At 63.8% G+C, this 12503-nt stretch carries 13 protein-coding genes; 7 read left to right on the forward strand and 6 right to left on the reverse strand.

What is annotated here, in order from left to right; all coding sequences use genetic code 11:
• Window positions 1–45: 45 nt before the first annotated feature.
• Together ispH and VDP79_RS00360 are read right to left on the reverse strand one after the other, a co-directional pair.
• Entirely contained in the window at window positions 46–1029 is a 984-nt protein-coding gene (gene ispH, locus VDP79_RS00355; protein ID WP_323016250.1) for a 4-hydroxy-3-methylbut-2-enyl diphosphate reductase, read from the reverse strand.
• Window positions 1029–1499 (reverse strand): FKBP-type peptidyl-prolyl cis-trans isomerase, encoded by a 471-nt coding sequence (locus tag VDP79_RS00360; protein WP_416233021.1) that lies wholly within the window; start codon window positions 1497–1499, stop codon window positions 1029–1031. Before VDP79_RS00360 ends, ispH begins: the two co-directional genes overlap by 1 nt.
• 51 nt (window positions 1500–1550) lie before the next feature.
• Here VDP79_RS00360 and radC point away from each other — a divergent pair, with 51 nt between their 5' ends.
• The 4 genes from radC to VDP79_RS00380 all read left to right on the forward strand — a co-directional run bounded on the left by radC (window position 1551) and on the right by VDP79_RS00380 (window position 5903).
• The gene (gene radC / locus VDP79_RS00365; RefSeq protein ID WP_323016251.1) at window positions 1551–2228 is read left to right on the forward strand and encodes a RadC family protein; all 678 of its coding nucleotides are present in this window, start codon (window positions 1551–1553) and stop codon (window positions 2226–2228) included.
• 106 nt (window positions 2229–2334) lie between these two features.
• On the forward strand, window positions 2335–2595 hold the full coding sequence (locus VDP79_RS00370) for a type B 50S ribosomal protein L31 (RefSeq protein ID WP_323016252.1): 261 nt from the start codon (window positions 2335–2337) through the stop codon (window positions 2593–2595).
• A 127-nt stretch (window positions 2596–2722) separates the two neighbouring features.
• On the forward strand, window positions 2723–4477 hold the full coding sequence (locus tag VDP79_RS00375; protein ID WP_323016253.1) for a glycosyltransferase: 1755 nt from the start codon (window positions 2723–2725) through the stop codon (window positions 4475–4477).
• Window positions 4478–4517: 40 nt separating this feature from the next.
• On the forward strand, window positions 4518–5903 hold the full coding sequence (locus VDP79_RS00380; RefSeq protein WP_323016254.1) for an MATE family efflux transporter: 1386 nt from the start codon (window positions 4518–4520) through the stop codon (window positions 5901–5903).
• Between the two features lie 22 nt (window positions 5904–5925).
• Here VDP79_RS00380 and VDP79_RS00385 read toward each other — a convergent pair whose 3' ends face one another.
• The 4 genes from VDP79_RS00385 to VDP79_RS00400 all read right to left on the reverse strand — a co-directional run bounded on the left by VDP79_RS00385 (window position 5926) and on the right by VDP79_RS00400 (window position 10700).
• Entirely contained in the window at window positions 5926–7197 is a 1272-nt protein-coding gene (locus VDP79_RS00385; protein ID WP_323016255.1) for a glycine betaine/L-proline ABC transporter ATP-binding protein, read from the reverse strand.
• Window position 7198: 1 nt separating this feature from the next.
• Window positions 7199–8053, reverse strand: coding sequence for a proline/glycine betaine ABC transporter permease (locus tag VDP79_RS00390; RefSeq protein ID WP_323016256.1), 855 nt, complete (start codon window positions 8051–8053; stop codon window positions 7199–7201).
• A 12-nt stretch (window positions 8054–8065) separates the two neighbouring features.
• Window positions 8066–9121, reverse strand: coding sequence for an ABC transporter substrate-binding protein (locus tag VDP79_RS00395; RefSeq protein WP_323016257.1), 1056 nt, complete (start codon window positions 9119–9121; stop codon window positions 8066–8068).
• 319 nt (window positions 9122–9440) lie between these two features.
• On the reverse strand, window positions 9441–10700 hold the full coding sequence (locus VDP79_RS00400; protein ID WP_323016258.1) for a class I SAM-dependent methyltransferase: 1260 nt from the start codon (window positions 10698–10700) through the stop codon (window positions 9441–9443).
• A 103-nt stretch (window positions 10701–10803) separates the two neighbouring features.
• Here VDP79_RS00400 and VDP79_RS00405 point away from each other — a divergent pair, with 103 nt between their 5' ends.
• The 3 genes from VDP79_RS00405 to rpmG all read left to right on the forward strand — a co-directional run bounded on the left by VDP79_RS00405 (window position 10804) and on the right by rpmG (window position 12489).
• The gene (locus VDP79_RS00405) at window positions 10804–11985 is read left to right on the forward strand and encodes a multidrug effflux MFS transporter (RefSeq protein ID WP_416233024.1); all 1182 of its coding nucleotides are present in this window, start codon (window positions 10804–10806) and stop codon (window positions 11983–11985) included.
• Window positions 11986–12065: 80 nt separating this feature from the next.
• Window positions 12066–12302 carry a 50S ribosomal protein L28 gene (rpmB, locus tag VDP79_RS00410; RefSeq protein WP_066453342.1) on the forward strand — a complete coding sequence of 79 codons (237 nt, stop codon included), beginning with the start codon at window positions 12066–12068 and terminating at the stop codon, window positions 12300–12302.
• Window positions 12303–12321: 19 nt separating this feature from the next.
• Complete coding sequence (gene rpmG, locus VDP79_RS00415) at window positions 12322–12489, forward strand: 50S ribosomal protein L33 (RefSeq protein WP_323016260.1); 168 nt, start codon at window positions 12322–12324, stop codon at window positions 12487–12489.
• The last annotated feature ends 14 nt before the right edge of the window (window positions 12490–12503 follow it).

Consider the following 12503-nt stretch of genomic DNA (forward strand, 5'->3'; position numbering starts at 1 on the left):
TCCCGCCCGGCGCCGGGCAAATGGATGGCTGATGGCGCGCGGCTCTCAGGCGTCCTGTTTCTTGCGCGACAGTTCGCGCGGCAGGGGGAAGGACACCTGTTCGCGCACGCCGTCCAGCGGGCGGACGTTGCCGACGCCCAATTCTTTCAGCCGCGCAATCACCTGCTGCACCAGGGCTTCGGGAGCGGATGCGCCAGCCGTCACGCCCACGCGGCGGACCTTGTGCAGCCATTCGGGCCGGACCATGTCGGGATGGTCCAGCAGGTAGGCCGTCACGCCCTTGCGTTCGGCGACCTCGCGCAGCCGGTTGGAGTTCGAACTATTGGGGCTGCCGACCACCAGCACCAAATCGCACTGCGGCGCCATGATGCGCACCGCGTCCTGGCGGTTCTGGGTGGCATAGCAGATATCGCTTTTTTTAGGTTCGGAGATGTCGGGAAAACGGGTCCGCAAGGCATCGGCCACCTGGGCGGCATCGTCGATGGACAGGGTCGTCTGCGTGACAAAGGCCAGATGATGCGGATCGCGCACCTGCAGGGTCTGCACGTCCTGTACGGTTTCCACCAGATACATGCCGTCATCGGCCTGCCCCAGTGTGCCTTCGACTTCGGGGTGACCCCGGTGCCCGATCATGATGACCTCGCGGCCTTCCTTGCGCATGCGGGCGACTTCGACGTGGACCTTGGTCACCAGGGGACACGTGGCGTCGAAGATGCGCTGACTGCGCTGATCGGCTTCAGTCCGCACGGCGCGCGAAACCCCGTGCGCCGAAAAAATGACGATGGCGCCGGCGGGAGCGTCTTCGAGCTGGTCGATGAAAATGGCGCCTTTGGCACGCAGATCCTCGACCACATAGCGGTTATGGACGATCTCGTGGCGCACATAGATCGGCGCACCATGAATTTCCAGAGCGCGTTCGACGATATCGATCGCGCGATCGACCCCGGCGCAAAACCCGCGCGGCTGCGCCAGCACAACATCAGGGGCGCCGTCTGCACCGGGCGCCTCATCATCCGGGCGGGCGGTCATTACAGCACCCCCAGAATGCGGACTTCCACCTGCAGATCGATACCGGCCAGCGGATGGTTGAAATCGAACAGGGCTGCATCATCCTTCAGGGTCTTGAGCACGCCGGAATAACGCCCGCCGTTGGGCGCGACGAATTCCACCATGTCGCCTGCCTCGAATTCGGTATCCGGCGGTGCATTGCGCACCATTTCATCGTGCGAAATCCAGCGCAGCAGTTCGGGATTGCGGTCGCCATAGGCTTGGGCGGCTGGCAGGTCCCGGGTGAAATGCGCGCCCTCGGGCTGGTCCATCAGCAGCGATTCCAGGCCGGGAGCCCACTGGCCGATCCCCATCTGCAGGGTCGCAGGCCGATCCAGGAACGTATCGACGAACGCGGTCCCGGCGGCAGGCCCTGACAAAGGTTCGATTCGGTAGTGCAGCGTGACATAAGAGTCCGCACGGACGTGCGCGACATCAGGGGAAGAGGTCAAAATGGATCACCCGTGAAAGATCAGACAAACTCTCTTATTTTAGGGCCTATCATGCCACAAGACAGCCGATCCCCCTGCAGCGAACGTCCCCGCGAACGCCTGCTGCGGCATGGCGTGCAGGCGCTGACGTCGGCCGAGCTGCTGGCCGTGCTGCTGCGCACCGGCACGCGCGGGCGCAATGCCGTGGACATGGGCCGCGATCTGATCACCCATTTCGGCGGACTGCGACGCCTGCTGTCCGCCGAATCCAGCGCCTTGCTGGCCTTTCCTGGATTGGGCGCAGCCAAGACCTGCGAACTGCTGGCCGTACAGGAACTGGGGCGCCGGGCGCTGGAAGAACCCTTGCGCAACGGCAGGGCGCTGAGCCAGCCGGAACGGGTCAAGCAATTCTGCGCCATGCGCCTGGCCCACCTGCGGGTGGAACACTGCATCGCACTGTTCCTGGACACCCAGCTGCAATTGATCGATTGCGCGGAAATCGCCCGCGGCACGCTGTCGCATGCCTCCATCTATCCGCGCGAAGTCGCCCGGGCGGCGCTCAAGCACCACGCCGCCGCCCTGATCCTGGCCCATAATCACCCATCCGGCCTGGCTGAACCCAGCCCGGCGGACCTAGCCCTGACCCGGCATCTGAAACAGGCGCTGGCCCTGGTGGACGTGCGCTTGCTGGATCATCTGATCGTGGGCGCGACCGAGGTGACATCGCTGGCTGAGCGAGGCCAGGTGTGATAGAATTTACGGCTAACCTTGGATACGTTGCCAGGATTTTGATGCGGTTTGCTGAATGCTGCATCCGTCCGGCTGGCGACCCCTATTACCACTTACGGACTTCATCATGAAAGAAGGCATCCACCCCGAATACCGCGAGGTCGTGTTCCTGGACCTGCAGACCGGCAACAAATTCGTTTCGCGCTCGTCGTTGTCGGCTCGGGAAACCACCGAAATCGACGGCAAGAGCTACCCTCTGTTCAAGTGCGACGTGACCTCGGAATCGCATCCGTTCTATACTGGCGCCCAGACCCGCATCGTCGAAACGGGCCGCGTGGAAAAATTCCGCGCCCGCTTTGCCCGCACCGCCGGCACCGTCAAGAAATAAGGCCCCCACGCTGCGCAGCCCTTCGGGCTGCTTGCTGCACCCCAAAGATGCACCCACCCGGAAAGGCAGCCGTCAGGCTGCCTTTTTCATTTAACATGGGCCCTACCCCTTCCCTGTGACCGAGCCAGTGCGCACTGAAGATCTGCGATCCACTCCCGCCCGGCTGACCGCCACGGCGGCGGCCAAACTGCCCCGCCTGTTTCTGGTGACGGTCGGCCTGGTCTACATCCTGGCCGGCCTGTTCTACCGCGACCCCTGGAAAACCGACGACGTCGCCGGCCTGGCCACCATGCTGACCGCCCTGTCCGGCCAGGAACACGCCTGGCTGCTGCCCCAGGTGGGGCAACTGGCCCAGGCCCAGGACGGCCCGCTGGTCACCTGGGTCGGCGCTCTGTTCATCTGGGCGCTGCGCCCCGTGCTGGAAATCTTTTTCAGCCCGCTGAACTCAGCCATCATCGCGTCGCGCCTGCCCAACATCCTGTGGTTCGCCATCCTGACCAGTTCCATCTGGTACGGCACCTACCTGCTGGGACGGCTCAAAGAAGCCCAGCCCCTGGCCCTGCCTTTCGGGGGCGAGCCCGGCGAACGCGAATACGGCCGCATGCTGGCCGACGCCGCGCTGCTGCTCATCGTCGCGACCGTCGGCATCATCTGGCGCATGCACGAAACATCGGAAGTGCCGGCGGTGATCGCCTGCCAGGCGCTGGCCTTCTATGCCGTCGCCCGGATGCTCGATCACCCGGTCTCGGGCGCGATCACCCTGGGTGTAGCGATCGGCGCAGCCTTTCTGGCCCGAGGCTGGCTGGGCTGCTTGCCTTTGATATTCGCCACCCTGATTGTCTTTGTTCCTCGAGGGCCGCTGGCGGATACGCGCAAATGGCTGGTGATCAGCCTGCTGATCGCGGCCAGCCTGATACTACTCTGGTGGATTCCGGCCCGCGCCTTCGGCCCCTACTGGACCGCCAGCTGGTTGAGCTGGAACAGCCATGCGTTTGACTGGCCCAGCACGCGCGCCTGGCTGAACATCGTCCGCGACCTGCCCTGGTTCCTGTGGCCGACCTGGCCGCTGGCCCTACTGGCGCTGTGGCGCTGGCGCGGCTGGTTCGCCGCGCCCCATATTCTCATTCCACTGGGCTTCGCTCTGGGCGCGGCATTATTGCTGCTGGCCAGTTCCGATCCCTTCGAGCCCGAATACAGCACCCTGGCGGTTCCTTGCGCCATCTTGGCGGCCTTCGCCCTGCCCACATTGCGGCGCGGCGTGGTCAACACCCTGGACTGGTTCGCCGTCATGTGCTTTTCCCTAACGGCAGCCACCGTCTGGCTGGGCTGGATCGCCCTGCAGACCGGCTGGCCGGCGCAGATATCAGCCAACATCGCCCGCCAGACCATGGGATTCAACATCCACATCGCCTGGCCGGCCACGCTCATCGCCCTGCTGGGGACGGCCGCCTGGATCGCCCTGGTGCGCTGGCGCCTGCGCAGCCACCCGGCGGGGCTGTGGCGCGGCACCGCTCTGTCGGCAGGCGGCCTGCTGACCACCTGGCTGCTGCTGGCGACGCTGTGGATGCCCGCCCTGGATTACGTGCGCAGCTACCGCGACGTGTCGGCTTCTCTGGCGCAGGCGCTGGTCCGCGCACAGCAGCCGGGGGAATGCATCCGCACCCAGGGGCTGGGCAGCGGGCAGCGGGCCTCTTTCCTGGTGTTCAACCACATCCAGTTTTCCTTTGACGCCGCATGCCCGCTGCTGTTGCAGCAACTGGACCGGCGCGACCTGACCATCAACCGGGCCGTTCCCCCCGGCTACGTGATCCTCTGGGAAGGCCGGCGCGATCCGGAACGGCACGAAATGTTCCGCCTCATGCGCGCCCTGCCGGCCTCCTGACCCCTGATTTTTCGCCACCGAAGCCATGCCCCTCTCCTCTATGGCAACCGTCGCCCCGTGGCGCACCATTCTGCAACAGTCCTGGCCCATTATGGTCAGCGCCTGGGCGAGCATCATTTTCGCTGTCCTGGACACGGCCATGGTGGGCCACACCGATGCCATCGACTTACAAGCGATGGCCTTGGGGGCGTCCATCTACATCACGGTCTTTGTCGGGCTGATGGGCGTCATCCACGCGCTCATTCCCATCATCGCCCAGCATTTCGGCGCCGGGCAGCTGGAGCAAGGGGGCCACGCCTGGGGCCAGGGCGTCTGGCTGGCGCTGGCGCTCTCCGTCCTGGGCAGCCTCAGCATGCTGTTCCCGGATGTCTGGCTGGGGCTATCCGGCAATATCGACCTCGCCGTCCGTGAACGCATCGCCGGCTACCTGCTGGCGCTGGCGCTGGCGCTGCCTTCAGTCCTGCTGTTTCGCACCATCTACGCCATGGCGACCGCCATCTCCCAGACACGCGGGGTGATGCTGATCAATCTGGGCAGTGTGGCCTTCAAGCTGCTGTTCAACACCTGGTTCATTTTCGGCGGGCTGGGCCTGGACCCGATGGGCGCGGTCGGCGCCGGCGTGGCGACCCTGGTGGTCGACTGGATGATGCTGGCGGCGGGCGTCTGGATGATCCGGCGCCACCCCGCGTTCCTGGCGCTGCGGCCTCGCATCGGCCGCCCGCGCTGGCAGGACCAAAAGGAACTGCTGCGTCTGGGCCTGCCCATGGGCGGATCCTATCTGATCGAAGTCTGCGCCTTCAGCTTCATGGCCTTGCTGGTCGCGCGCGATGGACTCTACGCCAGCGGCGCCCAGCAGATCCTGGCCAACCTGGTGGCCCTGTGCTACATGCTGCCCATGTCGCTCAGCCTGTCGACGGCCTCACTGACCGCCCAAGCGGTCGGGGGGCATCAGATGGCCGCCGCCCGGCGCACCGGACTGCACGGCATCGCCCTGGTCGCCATCGGCGCCCTGCTGACAAATCTGATCCTGATCGTCGCCCAAGGCCCCATCGTTGCCGCCTATACGGATGAAGCCCAGGTCGCGCTGATCGCCCTGACGCTGCTGCAGATCGCCCCCTGGTTCCATTTCTGTGATGCCATGCACTGCATCAGCGCCTATATCCTGCGAGCCTACAAGATCGCCATGGTGCCGCTGATCCTGCAGATCACGGCGCTGACGGGACTGGGCCTGGTGGGCGGCTGGTGGCTGGGCTACGGCCCCCGGGCCGGCGCCCTGGCCCCGGTGACGGAATGGTTCATGCCGGGGGCCCCCGTAGGGGTCGCCACCATGTGGATCATGGCCATGGCGGGGCTGGCGCTGACCTCGCTGCTGCTGTTTGCCTGGTATGGCCACGTGCTGCACCGCCAACACCGGGCCGGGGCCTGAGCCTCTGACCCGGCCCCGGCGGCTACGCCGCCCAGCTGTTGGACTCGACCTTAGCTGCCGGCGTCGCCTGCAATGCTCCGGCAGGCTCGGCCTCTGATTCGGCCGCCTCAGGATCCGCCGCCGTCCCCGGTGTGACCAGCTCGACCACCTTGCTGCGCGACAGCACCCCGATGAACTCACCCTGCGACCCCGTCACCGCCACAGGTTCCGGGGTGCGCAGCAGGCGGGCCAGGACCTCGTCCAGGCCTGCGGATGCCGGCACCGACGCCATATCGCTCAGGTAGCGGGCGATATCGCGGGCGCCGTCCTGCACGGCCCGCTGGGCGTCGGCCCGGATCAGCACGCCCGCCAGGCGCTTGCCGTCCAGCACGGCAGCATAGTCATAGTCCCGCGCGGCCAGCCGTTCCAGGGCATGGACCGGCTTGCTGCGCATGGTCAACGTCAGCGGACGCTCATTGCAGGCATGCGAGGCGTTCAGGACCTTGCCCCGATTGACGTCTTGCAGGAAAGATTCGATGTAGTCATTGGCCGGCGACAGCAGAATGTCTTCGGGCGTGCCTTCCTGGATCAGTTCGCCGTCCTTCAGGATGGCGATGCGGTTGCCCAGGCGCAGAGCCTCGTCCAGATCGTGGGTGATGAACACAATGGTCTTGTTCAGCTTGGCCTGCAGGGCCAGCAACTGATCCTGCATTTCGTGGCGGATCAAGGGATCCAACGCGGAAAAGGCCTCGTCCATCAACAGGATTTCGGCATCGGTGGCCAGCGCCCGCGCCAGGCCGACGCGCTGCTGCATGCCGCCCGACAGCTGATGCGGATACTGGGACTCGAAGCCGGACAATCCGACCTGCTCCAGCCAGTGCAGTGCGCGTTCATTGCGTGCTGCGCGGCGCACGCCCTGCACCGCCAGACCATAGGCGGCGTTGTCCAACACGGTGCGGTGCGGCAGCAGGCCGAAGCGCTGGAACACCATGCTCATTTTCTGCTGGCGGAAACGTTCCAGTTCCCTGGGCTTCAAACCCACCACATCCACGCCGTCCACCAGGATCTGGCCCGCGCTGGGCTCGATCAGGCGATTGAAATGGCGGATCAGGGTGGACTTGCCCGAACCGGACAAGCCCATGATGACGTGGATGTCGCCTTCTTTGATGGACAGGCTGATGTCGCGCAGCCCCAGCGTATGGCCGCTGCGCTGCAGTAGATCCTCTTTGGACAGGCCGTCGCGGGCGGCCGACAACCAGCGGTCCGGATGCGGCCCGAAGATCTTGTAGATGTTGCGGACTTCGATTTTGTTCATATCAGGCCCTCCGGGCTTGCTGCCGCTGACCGAACTGCTGTGTGATCCGGTCAAAGATGATCGCCAGCACCACGATGCCCAGACCCGCCAGCAGGCCGCGCCCGACTTGCAGACGGTTGATGCCCTGCAGGACTTCGTAGCCCAAGCCGCGCACCCCGATCATGGACGCGATCACGACCATGGCCAGCGCCATCATGGTGGTCTGGTTGATGCCCGCCATGATGTTGGGCAGGGCCAGCGGCAGCTGCACGCCGAACAACTGGCGGGTGCGGCTGGCGCCAAAGGAACGGGACGCCTCGAGCACTTCCGCATCGACCAGGCGGATGCCCAGGTCCGTCAGGCGGATGACGGGCGGCACGGCATAAATCACGGTGGCGAACAGCGCCGCCAGCTTGCCCAGATTGAACAGCATCACCACCGGAATCAGGTAGACGAAACTGGGCATGGTCTGCATGACGTCCAGCACCGGCAGCATGACGGTGCGCACCCAACGGAAGCTGGCCATGGCGATGCCGACCGGGATGCCGATCACGACCGAAAAAATGACGGCTACCAGCATCAGGGACAAGGTCTGCATGGAGGCTTCCCACAGACCGATGGCTCCCAGCAGGCACAACAGTCCCCCCATGGCCGCTGTGAACCGCCATTTGCGGCTGCTCAGCCAGGCGATCCCCATGACGACGGCGACGATGGCCCACCAGGGCGACTGGCGCAGCACATGGTCGGACCAGATCAGCAGATCCAGCAAAGGCTGTGTGATGGCGCGCAGCACATCGGAATACTGCATCACCAGCCCATTGACGAAAGCGTCAATGGGCCGTTGCAGTTCCCGGGCTGAAATCAGTTCAGGAAACATGGTCGGGCCCCCTTACAAGGCGGCCTTGACCCGTTCTGTCACGTCGGCAGGCAGCCACTGGGACCACACATCCTGCTTGTCCTTCAGGAACCACAGCGCAGTCGGCTGGGGCTCGGCTTCGTTTTCTTCCATGTAGGCCATGGTCTGGTTCATGACGTCCAGCGGCACCTTGACCTTGGACAGGAAAGCCGTCAGCTGCGGGGCCTTTTCGGTGAATTGGGTCGTCACCGCCGTGAAAACGGGATTTTCCGGGTAATCCGTCGCCTGCGGGTTTTCGCAATTGGGATCGGTCAGGCATTTCTGCTTGGCCGCGTCGTAGGGGGGCAGTTCCAGCTTGACCAGATCCATGGAGCCCACCAGCGGCGTCGGATACCAGTAGTAGAAAGCCACGTTTTCCTTGCGCTGATAGGCGGCCGTCAGAGCAGCCTTTTGCGTCGCGCCGGTGCCGGGGGAAAACAGGGTAAAGGTCTTTTCCAAGCCCAGAGCCTTGAACAGATTGGTGCTGACCACCTCGCAGCCCCAGCCCGCCGGGCAACCGTAAAAACGGCCCTTGGTGGGTTCTTCCGGGTCCTTGAAGGCTTCCCAGTGTTTCGGCAGGTCTGCGGCCTTTTTCAGGTCCGGCAGGCGTTCAGCCGTGTATTTCGGAATGAACCAGGCCTCGCCGCCCATGTAGATGTCGCCGATGCGCTTGACCTTGCCTGAGGCCTCGGCCTTGTTCCAAGGTTCCAGCGTGCTGTTCAGCCAGATCTCGCTGTTGATGTCCAGATCGCCGCGCTGCAGGGCGGCCAGCGCCGGCAGGGTTTCGGTCGGCAGGACTTCGGAATCGCAACCATAGCCATGCTTGATGATGAAGCGTTCGACTTCGACCAGCACCAGATTGGATTCCCAGTTCATGCCGCCAAAGCGCATGGGGCGGTCCAGTTCGCACTGCAGCGCATCGGCCGCCTGAGCGGCGGCAGGCGCCAGAGACAGGCCCGACGCGGCGGCGACCAGCGCCAACCCCAGGACGGATTTCGACCAACGGGGGGATACAGTCGCATTGCGCGACGCAAAAAGAGAGATAGACATAGATGCCTCCTTTGGGTTACGGAGACGCCAGACGCAAGACCACGCGCCGGACGCCATAGCTTAGGGGAGGGTGTGCGGAAGACGGTGAGAACCGCCAATACATACCGACACTGCAGGTGCGTAGCACCGTAGACAGTCGAAGGCGGATCACCCGAAACCGGGAGCCGCCGCGAACAGAATTGAAAATCTATAAAACAGCAGAACTGCCATTTTACACGCAAGATGACTGAAAATAAAGATGTTTATTGCCGACTAGTGCAATTGACCCTTCCGGGAGCCTGCCCCGGAAGGGTCAAAATCACCCTGTTTTCAGGAGGTTTCAGCGTGGCGTGTAAATGTAATCCCGACGCCAGGGATAGGCCTGATCCGGGGGGTAATCCAGCTCATCCGCGCGCCCCGCGGGCTGCGCTTGGGCAATGATCTGATGCAGGGCGATCCAGCCGTGTTCAAACCCCATAGCGCACCCCGCCAGATACATACGATAGGCCCGCAGCGACCGTTCGCCCTGCAGGGTATTCAGGATGGTGCGGGCCTCGTCCAGCCGGGCTTCCAGGGCATCGCTCCAGGCCCACAAGGTGCGGGCGTAGTGCGGACGGATATTTTCCACATCCAGGTCTTCCAGCCCGGCTTCGGTCATGGCCTGCAAGACATAATGGATATGAGATAGTTCGCCACCCGGGAAAATGAATTTCTCGATGAAATCCCCCATGCCGGCGCCCAATTCGGTATTCCGGATGCCGCCGGCCGTGATGCCGTGATTCATGATCAGGCCGCCGGGGCGCACCAAGCGGCGCAGCTTGCTGAAATAGCCTTGCAGCTGCGCCCGGCCCACGTGCTCGAACATACCGACCGAGGCGATCTTGTCGTAGGGCCGGGATTCATCGAGCTTGCGGTAATCCAGCAGTTCCATGCGCACCCGGCCAGCCAGGCCTTTTTCCTGGATCAGACGGTTCACATAGGCGTGCTGGTTGTGCGACAAGGTAATACCCGTCACATCGACCTCGTAATGTTCTGCCGCCCACAGCATCAGCCCGCCCCAGCCGCCGCCCACGTCCAGGAACCGTTCGCCCGGCTTCAAGGCCAGTTTGCGACAGATGTGATCGAGCTTGGCCTCTTGGGCCTGAGCCACGGTCATGCCGGGTTCACGGTAATAGGCGCAGGAATAGACGCGGCGCGGGTCCAGCCACAGGGCATAGAAATCGTCGGACAGGTCGTAGTGGAACTCGATCTGACGCGCATCCCGGTCCGCCGAATGACGCCAGACCGACATCAGGCGCTGCGCCAGACTGCTCAACCAGCCCAGTTGCGCGGCATCCACCGGCGAGCCCGGCAAAATACCGGCGGCCAGGCGCATCAGGTCGCGCATGGAACCATTGAATTCCAATTTGCCGTCGACGTAGGCCTCGCCCAGGGCGCCGATCTCGCCCGCCGCAAAGTACTTCAGGACAGCGGCATCCCGGATGATAAAGTGCAGTTGCGCGTCAACAGGCCCTACCTGTTCACCATCCGGTAATTCCATGGACACCGGAATGGACAAGGATCCAAGCTTGTTCTCGATGATGGATGCGATGGCAGTCAACAGAGCCTCCCTGAGTTCACAATGGACATTGTTATAGTAGCGCCAATCATGTCCTCTTCAAGCCCCATTCTCGCGCTTCATGCCTCTTAAAACTCCCGCCCTGATGCCCGGCTGGCTGGTCCTGATGGGCGCCCTGGCCGCCCTGGGGCCGGTGGCGATCGATATGTATCTGCCCGCCTTCGGCGCGATCGCCCACGACCTGCACACATCGCAGGGCATGGTAGAGCGCACGCTGGCCAGCTACCTGCTGGGCCTGGCCGCCGCGCAGCTGATCTACGGCCCCCTGGCTGATCGTTACGGACGCAAACTGCCGCTGCTGGCCGGTCTGGCCCTGTTCACGATCGCCTCGCTGGCCTGCGCGCTCAGCAACGACATCGACCACCTGTTGTCGTGGCGCATCATGCAGGCCTTCGGCGGCGCCGCCGGTATGGTGGTGCCGCGCGCCGTGATCCGCGACCACCTGGACACCCGCGAAGCCGCTCAGGCCTTGTCTTTATTGATGCTGGTCATGGGGGTCATGCCCATCCTGGCCCCGCTGCTGGGCGGACAGGCCGTCACGCTGGGGTCCTGGCGCACCGTGTTCTACCTGATGGCGCTGGCGGGCGCCGGCCTGTGGCTGACCGTGCTGCGCAACATGCACGAATCCCTGCCCGCCGGAAACCGCACACCCCTGGCCATCAGCACGATCGCGGCCAATTTCCGCCTGTTGCTGGCTCATCGGGGATTCATGGGCTACACCCTGGCGGGCGGCCTGGGATCAGCCGGCATGTTCGCCTACATTTCAGGCTCGCCGCTGGTCTTCATCCATATCTACGGCATCGATCCGCGTTGGTTCGGCCTGCTGTTCGGCCTGAATGCAGCGTCGCTGATCCTGGCGGCGCAACTGAGCGCCCGCCTGCTGAACCGCTACCGCCCGCTGGAACTGCTGGCCCGATCCCAGGCCACCCTGGTGCTGATGACCGCCGCCGCCTTGATCCTGACCTTGGCCGGCTGGATCAACCTGCCCTTGCTGATGCTGTGCCTGATGGGCTTCATGGCCAGCCAGGGCTTTGTCGGCCCGAATGCCGCCGCACTGGCCCTGGCTGAACAGGGGCCGCGCCTGGGCACAGCCTCGGCGCTGATGGGTTCCTTGCAGATGTTCTGCGGCGCCCTGGCGGGTTTTGTCGTCAGTCTGTGGCATACTGACAACCCCCTGTCCCTGACAGCGGTACTGGCCGCCTGCGCCGCCCTGTCATGGTTGTCTGGCCGCATGGCCATGGGGCACACCACACGCTGCGCATCCTAGGCATCCAGACCGCTTGATTACAAAGCTGTTTTCAGTATAGAATGCTAGGCTTTCCTGATATAGATTACAGAGGTGAGACCATGGCACGCGTATGCCAAGTAACCGGCAAAGGCCCGATGGTGGGCAACAACGTTTCGCACGCGAACAACAAGACCAAGCGTCGTTTCCTGCCCAACCTGCAATCGCGCCGGTTCTGGGTTGAATCCGAAAACCGCTGGGTGCGCCTGCGCGTATCCACCAAGGCCCTGCGCACCATCGACAAGAACGGCATCGATTCCGTTCTGGCCGACCTGCGTGCCCGCGGCGAACTGGCCTGATCGGCCCTAGGAGCACATCATGGCAAAAGGTACCCGCGAAAAAATCAAGCTGGAATCCACAGCTGGCACTGGTCATTTCTACACGACCACCAAAAACAAGCGCAACATGCCGGAAAAAATGCTGATCAAGAAATTTGATCCGGTCGCGCGCAAGCACGTCGAATACAAAGAAATCAAACTGAAATAATCCGGGGCGCCTCT

Source organism: Castellaniella sp. (genome assembly GCF_034675905.1).
GTDB lineage: Bacteria > Pseudomonadota > Gammaproteobacteria > Burkholderiales > Burkholderiaceae_B > Castellaniella.

Bases quoted from the DNA above. Each gene is read 5' to 3' on its own strand.
- radC (WP_323016251.1), top strand. From the start codon at position 1,551: ATGCCACAAGACAGCCGATCCCCCTGCAGCGAACGTCCCCGCGAACGC.
- VDP79_RS00385 (WP_323016255.1), bottom strand. From the start codon at position 7,197: ATGAACAAAATCGAAGTCCGCAACATCTACAAGATCTTCGGGCCGCAT.
- VDP79_RS00370 (WP_323016252.1), top strand. From the start codon at position 2,335: ATGAAAGAAGGCATCCACCCCGAATACCGCGAGGTCGTGTTCCTGGAC.
- ispH (WP_323016250.1), bottom strand. From the start codon at position 1,029: ATGACCGCCCGCCCGGATGATGAGGCGCCCGGTGCAGACGGCGCCCCT.
- VDP79_RS00380 (WP_323016254.1), top strand. From the start codon at position 4,518: ATGGCAACCGTCGCCCCGTGGCGCACCATTCTGCAACAGTCCTGGCCC.
- VDP79_RS00390 (WP_323016256.1), bottom strand. From the start codon at position 8,053: ATGTTTCCTGAACTGATTTCAGCCCGGGAACTGCAACGGCCCATTGAC.
- VDP79_RS00405 (WP_416233024.1), top strand. From the start codon at position 10,804: ATGCCCGGCTGGCTGGTCCTGATGGGCGCCCTGGCCGCCCTGGGGCCG.
- rpmB (WP_066453342.1), top strand. From the start codon at position 12,066: ATGGCACGCGTATGCCAAGTAACCGGCAAAGGCCCGATGGTGGGCAAC.
- rpmG (WP_323016260.1), top strand. From the start codon at position 12,322: ATGGCAAAAGGTACCCGCGAAAAAATCAAGCTGGAATCCACAGCTGGC.
- VDP79_RS00395 (WP_323016257.1), bottom strand. From the start codon at position 9,121: ATGTCTATCTCTCTTTTTGCGTCGCGCAATGCGACTGTATCCCCCCGT.